The organism is Ligilactobacillus hayakitensis DSM 18933 = JCM 14209 (assembly GCF_000615845.1).
Taxonomy (GTDB): domain Bacteria; phylum Bacillota; class Bacilli; order Lactobacillales; family Lactobacillaceae; genus Ligilactobacillus; species Ligilactobacillus hayakitensis.
The window spans coordinates 1-16,347 of the sequence record NZ_BAML01000012.1 but is presented as its reverse complement, the minus strand read 5'-3'; the positions used below and the strand labels follow the sequence as shown (position 1 = coordinate 16,347).

The following is a 16,347-nucleotide window of genomic DNA, read 5'->3' as shown; positions in this document are numbered from 1 at the left end:
TCCCCTTTTAAAAATAAAAGTTGGAAGTTTTCCTTCCAACCTTTATTTTTGTATTAATCTTTTCTTAAAGCTTCAACTGGATCTAATTTTGAAGCCCGGTTGGCAGGTAAAATTCCTGCAATCATACTAATGACAATACTAATAACTATTCCTGTCAAAGCAAATTGAGGCGTAATCGCAACGACATTAACATCAAATGCTTGACTAGTAAAGGTATTAATTGCCGTGCCTAAAAGATAAGTTGCTACCACACCAATAATTCCTGATGCTGTTCCAATTAAGAATGCTTCTGAAGCAAAGATGCGACGAATATCTTTTCTTCTTGCCCCTAAGGCTTTTAAGACCCCAATTTCTTTTGTTCTTTCAACCACAGAAATGTTAAGGACGACTAAAATCATAATTGCTGAAACTAGAAGTGATACTCCGGCAATTGCAGTTAAGACCCATGTGATAATATCAAGCATCTTCGTGAACATTTCTGACATTTGTTCTTGCATTGAGCCCGTAAAGCCTAAATCTTTAACCTTGTCTTTGATTTTCTTGGTATTGGCTTTATCTTTGGTATAAAGGTAAACGACATTTGGTTTGAGCTCTTGGTCGTTTTGCTTATACAAGTCATTTAAGGCATCGTAATTAAAGAATAAGGTACTTGAAATGCCTAAACCACCGTTTGTTGCTTCATATAAACCTGAAACTTTAAAATCTTGGGTAATTGTCTTTTGACCGACCTTCATTGTAACTTGAACTGTCTTACCAACAAGATTCTTGTCTAAGGTATCAGCCGTTGCACGATCTAACATGATTTCATTGCCTTTTGGTGCATTACCTTTAACAATACTTGATTTGGAAATACTTTTTGACATTGTTTGTAATTGCATCATGTTGGCTTTTTTACCATCATAAGTCACGGTATTTGTTCCCATTGTTAAGGTACTATAACCGAGATTTAAAGTATCAACATGCTTAATTGCTTTTAACTTAGCGATATCTTTTTTAGCGAAACTATTAGCATTACTTTCACCTAATAATGCAGCAATGTTATTTTGTTGTTGCTTGGCAACATCTGTTTGAGACATATTTTGCATTTGGCTTGGGTCTTGTTTGGTTGCATTAGCTTGCATCCCCGATTGCTTGTGAACTTCAGTAATATTCGGGTTCGTATATGATTTCATAGTCTTTGAAACATATGATGTCACCCCTTTTCCTAACGCTAACATCAAGACAACCGACATAATTCCGATACTTGAACCTAAAGCTACTAATAAGTTACGACTTAACTTGGCTTTCATATTTTGGAAAGCAAGCTTAATGGCTTTAGTTAAGCTCATGTTTTTAATTTCGTAATTAGATGCTGCTTCATTTACAGTATGTTCTAATGTTAATTGTTGGTTATCCGAAATCAGGTTCCCATTATCGATACGTAAAACGCGACTACAATGGGAAGCTACTTTATCGGAGTGCGTTACCATCAAGACCAACTTACCTTCTTTGGCAATATCTCTAATCATATCTAAGATAACATCAGTGGTTTCAGCATCTAATGCTCCAGTTGGTTCATCAGCAATAATCACGTCCGGATCATTGGCTAACGCTCTGGCAATCGCAACCCGTTGCTTTTGGCCCCCAGAAAGTTGGTCTGGCTTTTTATACATATGATCACCTAAACCAACATTTCGTAGCAATTCTTCTGCACGTTTCTTACGTGTACTTTCACCAATATCTGAAAGCGTCATCGCGATTGAAACATTATCAATTAAATTTAAATGGGGAATTAAATTAAAGGTTTGGAAAATAAAACCAATGTCTTTTTTATGATAATGAACTAATTCAGCAGTACTTAAATCAGCCAAATTCTTACCATTATAAATAATTTGACCATCAAAATCTGAATCTAAGCCCCCGATGGCATTCATCAAAGTTGATTTTCCTGAACCAGATTCACCGACAATGGCGACCAATTCGCCTTTATCAAAGCTGGCGTTGATACCTTTTAAGGCTAAAAAGGTTCCGCCACCTGGCATCTTATAGGTCTTTTTTACGTCTTTTAATTCCATTAAGGCCATGTTTATCCCTACTTTCTTTTGTGACAAGTTGTCATGTGACAACTTGTCATTATTTTACGACTTTTCCTAAGCTACGTCAATAAAAAAGGAACTAGCTCTCCTAGTTCCTTGACGTTGTCGATTTAATTGTTAATGATTGTTTACCAATGCTTCTTCACTGCGAATTTCTTTAATAATTCGTTGAATATTTCTTTCACTGTACCCCGTTTCAAATGCCAATTCGCGTATGCTCATAGTATCCATATGATCACGGATGTATTCTTTTTGATAATCTCTTGATAACAAGCGACTAGGAAAATTAATCTTCATCCCTTTATATTGTTGGTATAAAATTTCTGTGATCTTTTCTCCCACTAAATCAGTTAATTCATCATAAATCCCATTAAATTTCGTCATTTTCATCACCTTTATCCTTTTTTACACTTAATGTATATTTAACTACATTTAATAATATATTTCATGCATATTTCTCGCTTTTTTTATTTATCATTTCGATAAAAAACACCTTATTTTCAGCTAATAACATTAAAAATACCTTTTCAAACGTCATTTAAACATAATTCCCACATAGTGAATTCTATTTAATCCTTTTATTTTTCTAGAAATTCAACGGGCTTACTTGAAACTAGTTGCAACTTCTTAATTGGATTCCCCTTAGCGTCAATTTCACCAGCATATAATTTACCATCACTTCCAAGATAAATATATTTTCCTTCTTTAATTCCTGTAATTCAATTCGCTGATATTGTTCTTAATGAATGCAACAAATTAAAAAATAGCGCTTTTTTTATAGGAGCAATCAAAATATTTCTACAAAAAAGCTTAAACTGCAGAAATATTTTGATTGGTCCTATCTCTAAATAACAAAAAAGACCAACTAAAAAAAATTAGTTGATCTTTTTCTTAAATATTCTCAAAGCCTTCAGGTTGAACATATAATGCTGCCTGATAGCTTCCTTTTACTTGATAACCTTGTTTAAGATACATTTCTTTTGCTGGACTTTCCTTTTCAGCAACCAAAATCACTTTTTTACCGTTAGCGATTTTGATTCCAGCTTCTTGTAGCGCACTGCCAATTCCTTGGCGACGATATTCTTCGTCAACTTGGAATTCATCAAATTCAACATAATCGTCGTGTTCTAAGACATTCAATGAACCCACAATATTATTAAAGTCGTCCACCGCAATTAAGATATGTGATTTAGGCATCATGAAGAATTCATGTGTTACATCAATCATTTGACGAGCAAAGTTTTGCCCATATACTTCATGAAATTTTCTTTCATGTGCTAAGTAATCCAACATATTTTTACCATCCACTTTTTTTATTTGGATAGGCTGACGTAATCTTGAAAATGGAAAATCTTTGTTGTCATGTTCCATAAAGACATATTCACTAAATTCGAAGTTATTGGCTCTTAAATAAGCATATATCTCTTCTGGAATCTGCATACCTTCATCAAATTGAAAATGGATAAAATGATTTTCATTATTACTTTGAAGTGTTCTCATAACTTCCATATCTAATTGTAAATCTTCTTTACTTGGAACTTGGTGATATTGGACATAATTACTAAAATATCTTTCTGAAAACTTAGGCGTGAAATATAAAGTTTTCATCGTATTTTCAGCGTAAACAGTTGCTTGATTTAATATTTTGTCTTTATACATGAATTAATTTCCACCTTCTGGAGCTAAGTTTAACGGTGAAGCTGGAATTTCAAATCCAGCTTCTGTCAATGCGGTCAAATAAGCCGCCAAGAAGTCTCTTTGAATTTGGAATTGAGCCCCTGCCTTACAAAAAATTGCCACTCTTAAAGCTAAACCTTTTGGTGTATCAACCGTCCCTAAAATCTTCGGATCTTGGGAAATATCGGGATACTTCGGTCTCAATTCAGTATTAACTTCTTCAATAATTTCTTTCATTTCAGATAATTTTTGATTAGGATCAATGCGAACATCTACTAAAGCACGCATATCATGGCGTGATTGGTTATTCACGATGGTAATGCTTCTGTTAGGAATAAAAATTAAGGTTCCATCATCCGAAATAATTTGCGTTGTTCGCAAACCAAAAGCGTGAACTGTTCCTGTAACCGTCCCAATCTTGACATAATCTCCCACAACGTATTGTTGCTCCATCAAAATAAAAATTCCGGTCACAATATCGGTAACGAATCCTTGCGCTCCTAAACCAATGGCCACACTGGCTAGCCCCGCACCGGCAATTAGCGTTCCCACAGGAATTCCTAAAATCGAAAGCACAGTGTAAATGTATAAAAACAACACGGTATAATGGAAGATATTTTGAATCAGCGTATAAGCAGTATTCATTCTCCCAGTAGCGACAACGCCTTTTAACAAGTTACGCTTAAAACTATTTTTAATAATTTTCTTTCCAATTGAATGTAAAATAAAAAAAGCAATCGAAGATAAAATTAACAAGATAATAATTGTAATCGACTTGGCGAATAATGCATCCCAATCAATTCCATCCAGATACCTTTTGAAAATACTTGTCTGTCTTTCAACGACATTTGGATGTGCCGTCGCTAAGAATAATATTGGCATATTGCACCTCTTTAATTAAATCTTAGTTTCCATTGTATCATAATTATTTCTTCAGGAAATCTTTATTCATTATTATGATCGTTATTTTCAGATTCTTTCTGCCAATCCTTAGAAAATGTAATATTTTCTTAAGAAACTTTATTTTTTATATTGCGTAATATTTAACGTTTATATATCATAATATATGTAGAATTTTTTAGGGGGAAAAAACATGCAAACATGTCCAAACTGTGGTGCTTCTATGGCACCAACTGCGAAATTTTGTACTAAATGTGGTACGAAATTAGCTGTCCAAGAAGTTCCGGTTGAAAACAACCAAACTGTTACTTCCGAAACTTTTGAAAACACAAACACAGAATCACAAAATTTTAGTGATTTTCAACCAAAAGACGTTACTTCAAATAACTTTGAACAACAAACTTTTGACAACACTAAAGAAAATAATCAATTTAATGATTATCAAGCTATGTCAAAACAACAAGACTTCAATCAAGCTCAACCAACTAATGAATATGGAACGAATGCTGATTTTGGTCAACAACAAAACTTTGGTCAAACTTCAGAATTCAATCAAAACTTCAACCAAGCACAAAATTTTAATAACCAACAAAATTTTAATAACCAACAAAACTTTGAACAACAAGCTTACAATAATCAAGATAATCTTTATGGTCAACCTGGTTTCAATAATCAATTCCAACAACCATATGCGAAACCAAGAAATCCTCTAGCTGATTTCTTCAATTGGTTTGTTCTATCATTAAAACAACCATCATTAATTGTGGCTGGTGAAAAATGGTATGGCTTTGTAGCATTTGCCGTTTCAATTCTAATTTATACAATCTCATTAGGGATGTTATTCAATACTGCCGCTAATAGCAATTCTGATTTAAGAAGTGTTATTAGTGCAACAAATCTTGATAGTACTACTTTTGGTTTGTTATTCAAGCTTTTCTTATGTTTAGCAATCGCAACCATGGTGGTTGTTGGTGGCACTTACGGAATTACAAAGTTAACTCATAACGATGGAGAAGATTTCTTTACTTTCACCAATAACTTTGCCCACTTTACAAATTACACTTTAGTAATTAATTTGGTACTACTATTAGTATCGTTAGTTACTGCAAATTCTTTGGGATTCCTTATATTCCTAATGATTCTTGAATTGATTATCTTCTTTAACGGTTCTTTTGTTGCATACTTGATGGATCGCGGTAACCTTGTAAAATTAGATCGAGTATTTGGAATGTTACTTATCGCACTTCTCAACGCCTTGGTAATCTTCTTAATTACCCGTATTTTCGGTGAAATTGTTGTGAATACAATTGTTGAATTTATTCAGCAAACATATTCAAATGCTATTTCAAGTTTATTAGGTGACTAGAATTAATTAAACCTTGATAATTTACGTTTAATAAACGTCGAATTATCAAGGTTTTTTTATACAAAAAAGCCTCACCCAAAAGGGATGAGACTTAATAAACCAAAACTATATCTTAAAGTTTTGTTTTTGAAACGATGTTTAACTTGTCATCCAAGTCGTAAACAACTGGTTGACCTGTAGCCATTTCAACGTCCATGATTTCTTCGTCTGAAAGGTTTTCAATGTACTTAGTTAAAGCACGTAATGAGTTACCGTGTGCAGCAACGATTACGTTCTTACCAGCTAATAAGTCTGGTGCAATGTGGTCTTCCCAGAAAGGAATAGCACGTTCTAAAGTAACCTTTAAGTTTTCTCCACCTGGAACGATGCGTGGGTCTAAGTTAGCGTAACGACGATCGTTAGCTGCTGAACCTTCGTCATCTGCACTCATTAATGGAGGTAAAACATCGTATGAACGACGCCAGATGTGAACTTGTTCGTCACCGTATTGTTCTGCTGCTTCAGCTTTGTTCTTACCTTGTAAAGCACCGTAGTGACGTTCGTTTAAACGCCATGATTTTGTTTCTGGTACCCATAATTGACCTGATTCTTCTAATGCGAAGTGTAAAGTCTTGATAGCACGTGTTAAAACTGAAGTATAAGCTTGATCGAATTCGATACCAGCTTCTTTAAGCTTCTTACCAGCAGCCTTTGCTTCTTCAACACCTTGTTCACTTAAGTTAACATCTGCCCAACCAGTGAATAAGTTCTTTAAGTTCCATTCACTTTGGCCGTGACGAATAAATACTAATTTTGCCATATTCGTTGCAAACCTCTTTCTTAATATATAATGTTTACAAGTCAATTTTACACTGAAAATCAATAAATTCATAGTAAAATCTATAAATTTCCCTAAAAAAATAGGGACAATATTTTTGTCCCTATTTTTTCTTATTTTTCAGCTTCGATTGCAGTAATCAATGCTGCGGTTGCCTTTTCAACATTTTCAGGTACAGTTGCCATATTCATCCGAATAAAACCAAGGCCGGCTTGTCCGAACCAATCACCAAAATCAACTGCTAACTTAGCATGATCTTTAACGATTTTTTCAACTTTTTCTTTAGGCAGTACTTTGCCTAAGTTAATCCACATTAAGTATGTGCCTTCTAAATCGCTAACTTCTATTTCTGGGAATTTTGCTTGAAGGTTTTCTTTGACATAATTGAAATTGTCTTTAATTACTTCAATCATGTTATCTAACCATTCATCCCCATGACGATAAGCCGCTTCCATTGCAACCATCCCTAGCAAACTACCACTTGGGCTCGCATCAGCAGCCACTACTTCGTCATAGATATCACGGATTTGTGGATTAGCAATGACCACATGGTTGTTTAATAAAGCAGCCATATTAAAGGTCTTCGATGCTGAATCAACCATTACTAAGTTATCACGATATAAGCCATCTTTAATTTCTAACATTGAAGTAAACTTCTTATCGCCAATAATTAAGTCGTGGTGAATTTCATCGGCAATCACTCTCACTTGATTATCGTGACAGATTTCTAAGATACGTTCTAATTCAGCTTCATCCCATACACGCCCCACTGGATTATGCGGACTGCAAAAGATTAATAACTTCACGTTTTCTTCTTTCATCTTTGCTTCAATATCTTCAAAATCCATTTCATAGCGGCCATTATCGTTTTTTAAATTAGAAACTACTAATTTACGATCGTTATCTTGGATAACTTGCATAAATGGATAATAAACTGGTTGTAAGACCATCACGGCTTCTTTTGGTAGCGTTAAGGTTCTAATTAAAGCACTTAATGATTGGACAACCCCTGTTCCAAAACGCATCCATTCTTCATGCAATTCAATGCCATAACGTGATTTTTGCCAGTTAAAATATGCTTCATAATAGCTCTTTGGTGTTCTTGAATAGCCAAATGCCCCGTGTTCAATGCGGTCATTTAAAGCTTTTTTAGCTGCTTGTGGAATCTTAAATTCGGTATCAGCCACCCATAATGGCAATAAATCATCGCGGCCAAATTGCGTGGTTAAATCATCCCACTTAGCAGAATTCGTACCTTTACGCTTTACCCCATATTCAGCGATAAACTCTTCTTTATTCATTTTCACTTTCTCCTTCTTCAAGACTTAACTTACCACTATCTCTTACTTGCATAATTTCTAAGATAAATGTGAAAATCGGAATCCCTACAATTAATCCCCAAACTCCGAATATTTCTTCAGAGACAAATAACACCGCAAAAGTATAAAAAATTGGTAATTCTGTTCTTGATGACATTAATTTTGGATTCAACACATAAGCTTCAACTGCGTGGATTACACACAACATAATTACAATATAAATAATATACCGTAATCCCCCAATTGAGTATCCAATAATACACATTGGAATAGCAGAAATAATTACTCCTGCGACTGGAATTAAACTCATTAAAAAGATCAAAAGTCCTAAACTTAAAATTTGTGGCATGTGCATAAATGATAAGCAAATCGTTGTTAAAATTGTATTCACAATCGCAATGATAAATTGGGTCTCTAATACAACTCCAAAACTGTTCGTAAATGTTTTAGCGAAGTAATAAATATCTTTGAAGAACCAAGAAAACGGACCCGTTAAGAAATGCTTTGAAAACTTATACATTGAATCTTTTTCAATTGTATAAAAGAAACTAAATAATAAAGCCATCACAAAAATAAATCCCATATGCCCAATATTTGTAGCATACTCAAAGATTATCGAGACTCCGCCTTTTAGTTGCTTGTTTAATTCCGATTGATTTATAAATTTACTAATCCAAATCCAAACGTCATCAGCCCTTTTGGTGGGTGATTGTAAAAGTTAATCACGAAACTAACTAAGGATTGAATCTGTTTAATTAGCTTTGGAATATAAATCGTCGCAGCCAAATAAAGTCCACCAACAATTAATGTATATAGCGAAATCACACTAACTTTATACGGGATTTTTAAACGCTCTTTTAGAAAATTACTTATATGAATAACTAAAAATGCAAAAATAAACGTTAGCAAAAACAAACTAATCATTTTTTTAAAGCTAAACAGCACTGCAATGATAACTAACAATACTGCAAAGCGTCTCAAATGAACTGTTTCTAAGAACTTTTGCCATAAATGCATCTTCATCCCTCCTATTAAATTGTCTACCTTATCATTTTACAATTTTAATTCCCAAATGTCTTTATTTTAAAACCCTATCAAGCTATAATTTTCTAAGGATTTATTCACAATTAGAATTGAGGTGAACTTATGCAAACAAATCATCATATGCGCGGGATTATCTATGCCAGTCTAGCGGCAATTTTGTGGGGGATGACCGGAATTACTTCACAATATCTTTTTCAAGCTGGCGGCGTGAATGTCGCTTGGATGATGGGAGTCAAAATGTTTCTTGCCTCCATCACCTTGCTAATTATCGCGTACAGTAGAGAAAAAAATGCTATCTTTGATATTTTTCATTCTATTAAAGATGTTTTTTCTTTAGTTGTTTTTTCACTTTTCGGAATGGCCGGCGTTCAATTCACATATTCAATGACCGTACACCATTCCAATGCGACCATTGCAACGATTCTGCAAACTTTAGGGGTCGTTTTAGTGATCTTTTATTCGGCAGTTATTTTTAAACAATGGCCCAAACGCAAGAATGGATTGCCGTTATCACCGCATTGGTAGGCGCTTGGTTCTTAATTACCAAAGGATCTTTGACTTCGCTTGCTTTAAGTCCAATTACGCTTATCTGGGGAATATTCTTGATGATTACTCAAATGGGAAATTCCGTGCTCCCCATTAACTTATTAAAGAAATATAGTTCCGAAGTTGTCAGTGGCTGGGCGATGTTAGTTGGCGGAATTGTTTTTGAATTCATTCACCCCGTTTGGATTGAAGTACCTACATTTACACCGCTCAACATTTTTAACATGCTCTTTTTAATTTTTATTGGAACAGCCTTAGCATACTATCTATTCGTTTTAAGTTTAGAATCGATTAGTTCAACTGAAGCAACGCTCTTGGATACTTTTGAACCATTGACCGCAGCGATTTTAGACTTAACAATCATGAACATGACCTTTAATTGGGCGGAATATCTCGGAAGTTTTCTCGTAATATGTACCGTATTTATCTTGCTTATCAGCCAAAAAACAAAAAAATGTGATTTCCACAGCTATTATTTAGTCTGTGAAAATCACATTTTTTCTTTATTTAAATTGTTAATAAGTCAGTTACTTTGTCAAAAAGATAGGTTGGTTCTTCTTTTTTGAGTAATTCGATATCATAAGTATCCCAAGCGCATCCACAAGTATGTACTCCAGCAGCTTTGCCCATTTGTAAATCATACTTGGCATCCCCAATCATGATGGTTTCATTTTTATCCAAACCATGACGATCCACAATAATATTCACACCATCTGGAGCAGGTTTGTAATTTTCTACTTGATCAGAACCAATAATATCTGTAAAGTATTCACTTATCCCCAAAGTATCCAAGTTACGCTTCAAAGATGTGGAAATCTTACTTGATACCACGTATAAATCTTTGCCGTCTGCTTTAAGTTGGGCTAAAGTTTCCTTCATCCCTTCAAACAAAGTTGTACTTGATTCTTCTAATTCTTGATACGCTTGACGGAAATTATCATATAATTCTTCAATACGTTCTTCAGGAAAGTCTGGGCCGGCAAGTTCGGGGAAGAAAGCTTCAATCGGAACCCCCATATAATAACGAACTGTTCTTGCACTCGGCGCTTTTAATCCTGTTTTTTTAAAACCTTCTTGCACTGCAAGAATCGCTGTTTCTCCCGAATCAGCAATAGTTCCATCAAAATCAAATAAGAAGTTTTTCATTTTTTTTGTTTCTCCTTTTATCCACATGTTAATAACTTTTCGCTACTAAAAAAACTTGTTTTCCAGTTGTGGATAACAAGTTTTTTCTTGCATTTTCGGCAGCTTCATTAAAATTCAACCGCCATCAAATGCCTCAACCACCGCATTGGTAGCATTTTTTATTAATTAATCTCTGTCATCGTAACCATTTGGATGAGTAGTATGCCACTTCCAAGCAGTTTCGATAATCTTTTTAACATCATCAAATTGTGGCTTCCAGCCTAAAACTTTACGTGCTTTTTCTGATGCCGCAATTAATGTATCGGGATCGCCAACACGTCTTGGAGCAATTTTAGCAGGAATTTCTTTTCCTGTTACTTCTCGAGCAGCTTCTAGCATTTCAAGGTTAGAAAATCCTGTTGATGAACCTAGGTTAAAGACATCTGAGTCATTTCCTTCACGTAGGTAATCAACTGCTAAAATATGTGCATCAGCTAAATCAAATGGGTGCACATAATCACGTACGTTAGTACCATCTGGAGTATTGTAGTCATCACCAAAAATTGATAACTCATCACGTTTGCCCATTGCGACTTGTAAAACAATTGGTAATAAGTGAGTTTCTGGCCCATGGTCTTCACCAATTGATCCATCTGGCTTAGCTCCAGCAACGTTGAAATAACGTAGCGCAACAAACTTAATACCATATGCATCATCAGCCCAACGCATGATTTTTTCCATCATTAACTTACTTTCGCCGTAAGGGTTGATTGGATTTTGCGGATCATCTTCATAAATTGGCATCTTTTCAGGAATTCCATAAGTTGCGGCAGTTGATGAAAAGACAATGCGTTTAACATCGAATTCATTCATAACTTCTAACAACTTCACCATGCCGGCAGTATTGTTGTCAAAATACTTTAATGGATCAACCATTGATTCTGCAACTAATGAGAATGCCGCAAAGTGAATCACGGCATCAATATCTGGATTTTCAGTGAAGACTTTACGCATGAAATCTTTATCAGCTAAGTCGCCTTCATAAAATTTAACATCAGAATTAACGGCTGCACGGTGGCCTGTAACTAAGTTATCTACCACAACAACATCACGGTTTTCAGCTAATAAACGATCAACCGTATGTGAGCCAATATATCCTGCTCCACCTAAAACTAAAATTGACATTTTTTTACCTTCCTTTTTTGGAATTTACCCCCTTATTTTATCATTTTTACTATAACTTTGCTTTAATTTTTTCTAACTTGTTGTTTTTGATTAATTATGGTTAACTTAATAGGTAATACGCAAACGAAAAGAGGATCGAAAATGGCTGAATTAGTCTATAAACAAATTATCACTGATTTAAAGAATAAAATTTTTGCAGGTGAATTTGCAGACATGAAACTTCCCGATGAACGTTCTTTATCAGAGCATTATCAAGTTTCAAGAAGTTCCATCAAACGTGCCTTAAGTAAAATGGCCCGTGAAGGAATTATCTTCAAAAAACGTGGTTCTGGAACTTTCATTAACCCCTTATATCTCCAAAGTGAATCGGTCTTTAATTATGAAGAAGGTTCAAACTTAGGGGTTTCAGATAACTTTAAGTTAAACGGTAAAAAGCCTCAAACCAAGGTCTTGAGCTTTAAAGTTATTAGTCCTAACGACACTTTACGCAAAAATCTTTTCCTCAAACCAGGTGAATTTGTCTATAAAATTAAGCGTCTGCGCTTATTTGATGATCAGCCATTTATGATCGAAACCGGATATATTCCGATTAAAATCTTGCCGCAATTAACCCATGACCATCTTGAAAGCTCTATTTTCAAGTACGTCCAAGCTACCTTAAAACAAACCGCCAGTAAATCATTTATGTCAATTTCAGCAGAACCTTCAACCATGGAAGATCAGGCTTTATTGAAATTAAAGCCTAATGAACCAACCAGTGTGATGGAAGGCATCTTCTTTTTAGATAATGGGACACCGTTTGAATTTTCATCCATGCGCCTTCATTATAAGTTTGCGAAATTTAACACTTTTATCGATATTAATTAATTTCAAACAAAAATCCACATCAAATTCGATGTGGATTTTCTTTTTTTAGCTTAAGAATTCACGTACTAATTTTAATGTTTCTTGGCGTTGATTGCCAGATCCTCTCAATCCATGGCTAGCACCTTCAATTAAATGCAACGTTGCATTTTGATAGACTTGCGCGTATTTTTGGCTAGCAGAACATGAGACAATTGTATCCGCTAAGCCATGTACTAGTAAAGTAGGCCTCTGATAACTTTTAGCAGTTTCATAAATTTTGAGATTTTGAGCAACTCTAAAATATGCGCCTCCAACTCTAAAGCCATCGACTTCTACAATATCTGGGATATGCTTAGGATCATAGCTTACACCCTGGCAAATTCCTTTCTTAGCGTCATCAACTAGAGTTGCGGCCGGCGCTAACAAGACTAATTTTTCAATTATATCCGGATACATCGCTGCCACCATACTAGCGACGACGCCCCCTTGAGAATGTCCCACAAGATAGATTTTCTTTGGCTTAATTTCTTTTTTAATAAATTCCAACATCGCAATCGTATCTTGAATCTCATTCAAGACCGTCATATCTTCAAATTTGCCATCACTAGTCCCACAACCATTAAAATTAACCCTTAAAGTTGGCAATCCCGCCTTGTTTAATTCTTGGTTAACGTCATACAACAAATTAGTGCGTTCACTTCCAATATTCCCCTTAAATCCATGCAACAAAAGCGCGATTTCATCGCATTGCATTTGTGTGGTTCCAGTTAATTCGCCTCTTAATATAAGCCCATCTCGTTTTATTTCAACTTGCATATTAAGCCCTTCTTTCTAGTATTTTATCTTTATTTTAACACTTTCTTTATTGGTACGTTCCAATTTTCATAATGGTTGACATCAAATCAAAAAAAGCGTTATCATTATCTTATAGAAATTATTCAAACAACACGAAAAGGAGCTAAAAATATGACAGATTATTCATCAGCTCAATATTTAGATAAAGTCGATGCCTTTTGGCGCGCAGCCAACTATATTTCAGTTGGTCAATTATATTTAAAAGACAATCCCCTTTTACGTCGTCCGCTTCAAGCATCAGACGTTAAAGTTAAACCAATCGGCCACTGGGGTACAATTGCCGGCCAAAACTTCATTTATGCCCACTTAAACCGTGTCATCAACAAATATGATTTAAACATGTTTTACGTTGAAGGACCTGGTCATGGTGGTCAAGTAATGGTTTCAAATTCATACTTAGATGGTTCATATTCTGAAATTTACCCTGAAATCTCTCAAGATGAACAAGGGATGAAGCGTTTATTCAAGCGTTTCTCATTTCCTGGTGGGGTTGCTTCACACGCGGCACCAGAAACACCAGGTTCAATCCATGAAGGGGGCGAACTTGGTTATTCAATTTCCCATTCAGTCGGCGCTATTTTAGATAACCCTGACTTGATTGTAGCCGCTGTCGTGGGTGATGGCGAAGCTGAAACTGGTCCTTTGGCTGCTTCTTGGCAATCAAACAAATTCATTAACCCAATTCACGATGGTGCGGTATTACCAATCTTAGATCTTAACGGTTTTAAGATTTCAAATCCAACCCTTTTATCCCGTGAATCAAATGAAAACTTAACTAAATACTTTGAAGGAATGGGCTGGCATCCTATCTTTGTTGAAGGTGAAGATCCTAAAGTACTTCATCCTTTAATGGCTCAAGCAATGGATGAAGCGATTGAAGAAATTAAAGCAATCCAAAAGCATGCCCGTGAAACTGGAGATGATTCCCTTCCAACATGGCCGGTAATTATTTTCCGTGCGCCTAAAGGATGGACAGGTCCAAAATCATGGGATAACAAGCCGATTGAAAACTCATTTAGAGCTCACCAAATTCCAATTCCTGTTGATCAAAATGATATGACTCATGCAGATGCTTTGGTTGAATGGTTAAAGAGCTATCGTCCAGAAGAATTATTCGATGAAAATGGTAAGTTAAATGCCGACATCGCTGAAATTGCGCCTAAAGGATCTAAACGTATGGCCGCAAACGTTCATACTAACCCAGGCAGCTTAATTCGTGACGTTATTAAGCCTGATTTCCGTGATTTTGCGGTTGATACAACTACCCCAGGTAAAGTCGAAGCCCAAGATATGGCAGTTTTAGGTAAGTATCTTGAAAAAGTCCTTACTGATAACAAAAACAACTATCGTATTTTTGGTCCAGACGAAACCATGTCTAACCGTTTGGCTCCAATCTTTAACGAAACTAACCGTCAATGGTTAGCTGATATTAAAGAACCAAATGATGAATTTTTAGCTCACTCTGGTCAAGTAATTGATTCTCAATTATCAGAACACCAAGCTGAAGGTTTCTTAGAAGGTTACGTCCTTACTGGACGTCACGGTTTCTTCGCTAGTTATGAAGCCTTCTTACGTGTCGTTGATTCAATGTTAACGCAACACTTCAAGTGGCTTCGTAAAGCTAAAGAACAACCTTGGAGAACTGAAATCCCTTCACTAAACGTGGTTTCAACTTCAACGGTCTTCCAACAAGACCACAACGGCTACACGCACCAAGATCCAGGTATCTTAGGTCACTTAGCCGATAAGAAACCTGAATTTATTCGTGAATATTTACCTGCTGACGCTAACTCATTATTAGCTGTCTTTGATAAGACAATTAATGACCGCGAAAAGATTAATCTAATCGTGTCATCTAAGCACCCTCGTCCACAATTCTATTCAGCTGCTGAAGCTAAAGAATTAGTTGATCAAGGACTTAAGATTATTGATTGGGCTTCAACAGATCATGATGCTGAACCAGATGTTGTGATTGCGGCTGCTGGGACAGAACCAAACTTAGAAGCTTTAGCTGCAATTTCAATCTTGCATGAAAAGCTACCTGACTTGAAGATTCGCTTCATCAATGTGGTTGATTTACTCAAGCTTCGTAGTCCTAAGCTTGATCCTCGTGGTTTAAGTGATGACCAATTCGATATGTTCTTTACTAAAGACAAGCCCGTTGTCTTTGCTTTCCACGGATTTGAAGGGGTATTACGTGACTTATTCTTCGATCGTCATAACCACAATGTTGCTTTCCATGGTTACCGTGAAAATGGAGATATTACAACTCCATTTGACATGCGTGTTGTCAACCAAATGGACCGCTTCGACCTTGTTAAATCCGCATTGAAATCACTTCCTGATTCTCAAAAATACGGTCAAATCATCGCCGAAATGGACGCCAAAATCGCTGAACATCATCAATATATTCGCGATGAAGGTACTGATTTACCAGAAGTTGAAAACTGGAAGTGGAGGAAATTAACTGTTAACTAAAATATAGAATAAGGTAGAAAAAAGTTGAAATATAAATTATAATAAACCATAGAAATAAAAATGTAGGTGGTTTATTATGACAATGTTAAAACCAAAAGAAATGGCTGAACGCTT

General features: G+C 35.4%; 14 protein-coding genes and 1 pseudogene. 5 read left to right on the top strand and 10 right to left on the bottom strand.

From position 1 onward, the window contains the following. Positions 1 to 53: 53 nt before the first annotated feature. The 4 genes from JCM14209_RS04705 to JCM14209_RS04690 form a co-directional block, all read right to left on the bottom strand. The gene (locus JCM14209_RS04705; RefSeq protein WP_025022418.1) at positions 54 to 2,063 is read right to left on the bottom strand and encodes an ABC transporter ATP-binding protein/permease; all 2,010 of its coding nucleotides are present in this window, start codon (positions 2,061 to 2,063) and stop codon (positions 54 to 56) included. A gap of 129 nt (positions 2,064 to 2,192) precedes the next feature. Beyond that, entirely contained in the window at positions 2,193 to 2,465 is a 273-nt protein-coding gene (locus tag JCM14209_RS04700; RefSeq protein ID WP_025022417.1) for a Mor transcription activator family protein, read from the bottom strand. 501 nt (positions 2,466 to 2,966) lie between these two features. Next, on the bottom strand, positions 2,967 to 3,734 hold the full coding sequence (locus JCM14209_RS04695; protein ID WP_025022416.1) for a GNAT family N-acetyltransferase: 768 nt from the start codon (positions 3,732 to 3,734) through the stop codon (positions 2,967 to 2,969). A 3-nt stretch (positions 3,735 to 3,737) separates the two neighbouring features. Next, the gene (locus JCM14209_RS04690) at positions 3,738 to 4,634 is read right to left on the bottom strand and encodes a mechanosensitive ion channel family protein (protein WP_025022415.1); all 897 of its coding nucleotides are present in this window, start codon (positions 4,632 to 4,634) and stop codon (positions 3,738 to 3,740) included. Between the two features lie 211 nt (positions 4,635 to 4,845). Here JCM14209_RS04690 and JCM14209_RS04685 point away from each other — a divergent pair, with 211 nt between their 5' ends. Further along, positions 4,846 to 6,018 (top strand): zinc ribbon domain-containing protein, encoded by a 1,173-nt coding sequence (locus JCM14209_RS04685; protein ID WP_025022414.1) that lies wholly within the window; start codon positions 4,846 to 4,848, stop codon positions 6,016 to 6,018. 112 nt (positions 6,019 to 6,130) lie between these two features. On the opposite strand, the gene JCM14209_RS04680 is transcribed toward JCM14209_RS04685, so the two are convergent. The 3 genes and pseudogenes from JCM14209_RS04680 to JCM14209_RS10565 form a co-directional block, all read right to left on the bottom strand. Continuing rightward, positions 6,131 to 6,817 (bottom strand): 2,3-diphosphoglycerate-dependent phosphoglycerate mutase, encoded by a 687-nt coding sequence (locus JCM14209_RS04680; protein WP_025022413.1) that lies wholly within the window; start codon positions 6,815 to 6,817, stop codon positions 6,131 to 6,133. Between the two features lie 131 nt (positions 6,818 to 6,948). Further along, positions 6,949 to 8,136 carry a MalY/PatB family protein gene (locus JCM14209_RS04675; RefSeq protein ID WP_025022412.1) on the bottom strand — a complete coding sequence of 396 codons (1,188 nt, stop codon included), beginning with the start codon at positions 8,134 to 8,136 and terminating at the stop codon, positions 6,949 to 6,951. Beyond that, a pseudogene (locus JCM14209_RS10565) lies at positions 8,129 to 9,171 on the bottom strand (AI-2E family transporter). Before JCM14209_RS10565 ends, JCM14209_RS04675 begins: the two are co-directional and overlap by 8 nt. A gap of 129 nt (positions 9,172 to 9,300) precedes the next feature. Here JCM14209_RS10565 and JCM14209_RS10265 point away from each other — a divergent pair. Then, positions 9,301 to 9,723, top strand: a complete 423-nt coding sequence (locus JCM14209_RS10265; protein ID WP_225349690.1) for an EamA family transporter — start codon at positions 9,301 to 9,303, stop codon at positions 9,721 to 9,723. Beyond that, complete coding sequence (locus JCM14209_RS10260) at positions 9,678 to 10,310, top strand: DMT family transporter (RefSeq protein WP_225349689.1); 633 nt, start codon at positions 9,678 to 9,680, stop codon at positions 10,308 to 10,310. Before JCM14209_RS10265 ends, JCM14209_RS10260 begins: the two co-directional genes overlap by 46 nt. On the opposite strand, the gene JCM14209_RS04660 is transcribed toward JCM14209_RS10260, so the two are convergent. Together JCM14209_RS04660 and galE are read right to left on the bottom strand one after the other, a co-directional pair. Then, a complete protein-coding gene (locus tag JCM14209_RS04660) occupies positions 10,252 to 10,890 on the bottom strand; it encodes an HAD family hydrolase (RefSeq protein ID WP_025022411.1) in 639 nt (212 codons plus the stop codon). The two genes, JCM14209_RS10260 and JCM14209_RS04660, sit on opposite strands and share 59 nt — an antisense overlap. 165 nt (positions 10,891 to 11,055) lie before the next feature. Beyond that, positions 11,056 to 12,054, bottom strand: a complete 999-nt coding sequence (galE, locus tag JCM14209_RS04650) for a UDP-glucose 4-epimerase GalE (RefSeq protein ID WP_025022410.1) — start codon at positions 12,052 to 12,054, stop codon at positions 11,056 to 11,058. A 141-nt stretch (positions 12,055 to 12,195) separates the two neighbouring features. On the opposite strand from galE, the gene JCM14209_RS04645 reads away from it, so the two are divergent. Next, complete coding sequence (locus tag JCM14209_RS04645) at positions 12,196 to 12,921, top strand: GntR family transcriptional regulator (protein WP_025022409.1); 726 nt, start codon at positions 12,196 to 12,198, stop codon at positions 12,919 to 12,921. Between the two features lie 45 nt (positions 12,922 to 12,966). On the opposite strand, the gene JCM14209_RS04640 is transcribed toward JCM14209_RS04645, so the two are convergent. Further along, positions 12,967 to 13,716 carry an alpha/beta hydrolase gene (locus JCM14209_RS04640; RefSeq protein ID WP_025022408.1) on the bottom strand — a complete coding sequence of 250 codons (750 nt, stop codon included), beginning with the start codon at positions 13,714 to 13,716 and terminating at the stop codon, positions 12,967 to 12,969. Positions 13,717 to 13,866: 150 nt separating this feature from the next. Between JCM14209_RS04640 and JCM14209_RS04635 the strand changes: the two genes are divergently transcribed. Further along, positions 13,867 to 16,233 (top strand): phosphoketolase family protein, encoded by a 2,367-nt coding sequence (locus JCM14209_RS04635; protein WP_025022407.1) that lies wholly within the window; start codon positions 13,867 to 13,869, stop codon positions 16,231 to 16,233. Positions 16,234 to 16,347: the final 114 nt, after the last annotated feature.

Bases quoted from the DNA above. Each gene is read 5' to 3' on its own strand.
- JCM14209_RS04705 (WP_025022418.1), bottom strand. From the start codon at position 2,063: ATGGCCTTAATGGAATTAAAAGACGTAAAAAAGACCTATAAGATGCCA.
- JCM14209_RS04700 (WP_025022417.1), bottom strand. From the start codon at position 2,465: ATGAAAATGACGAAATTTAATGGGATTTATGATGAATTAACTGATTTA.
- JCM14209_RS04695 (WP_025022416.1), bottom strand. From the start codon at position 3,734: ATGTATAAAGACAAAATATTAAATCAAGCAACTGTTTACGCTGAAAAT.
- JCM14209_RS04690 (WP_025022415.1), bottom strand. From the start codon at position 4,634: ATGCCAATATTATTCTTAGCGACGGCACATCCAAATGTCGTTGAAAGA.
- JCM14209_RS04685 (WP_025022414.1), top strand. From the start codon at position 4,846: ATGCAAACATGTCCAAACTGTGGTGCTTCTATGGCACCAACTGCGAAA.
- JCM14209_RS04680 (WP_025022413.1), bottom strand. From the start codon at position 6,817: ATGGCAAAATTAGTATTTATTCGTCACGGCCAAAGTGAATGGAACTTA.
- JCM14209_RS04675 (WP_025022412.1), bottom strand. From the start codon at position 8,136: ATGAATAAAGAAGAGTTTATCGCTGAATATGGGGTAAAGCGTAAAGGT.
- JCM14209_RS10265 (WP_225349690.1), top strand. From the start codon at position 9,301: ATGCAAACAAATCATCATATGCGCGGGATTATCTATGCCAGTCTAGCG.
- JCM14209_RS10260 (WP_225349689.1), top strand. From the start codon at position 9,678: ATGGCCCAAACGCAAGAATGGATTGCCGTTATCACCGCATTGGTAGGC.
- JCM14209_RS04660 (WP_025022411.1), bottom strand. From the start codon at position 10,890: ATGAAAAACTTCTTATTTGATTTTGATGGAACTATTGCTGATTCGGGA.
- galE (WP_025022410.1), bottom strand. From the start codon at position 12,054: ATGTCAATTTTAGTTTTAGGTGGAGCAGGATATATTGGCTCACATACG.
- JCM14209_RS04645 (WP_025022409.1), top strand. From the start codon at position 12,196: ATGGCTGAATTAGTCTATAAACAAATTATCACTGATTTAAAGAATAAA.
- JCM14209_RS04640 (WP_025022408.1), bottom strand. From the start codon at position 13,716: ATGCAAGTTGAAATAAAACGAGATGGGCTTATATTAAGAGGCGAATTA.
- JCM14209_RS04635 (WP_025022407.1), top strand. From the start codon at position 13,867: ATGACAGATTATTCATCAGCTCAATATTTAGATAAAGTCGATGCCTTT.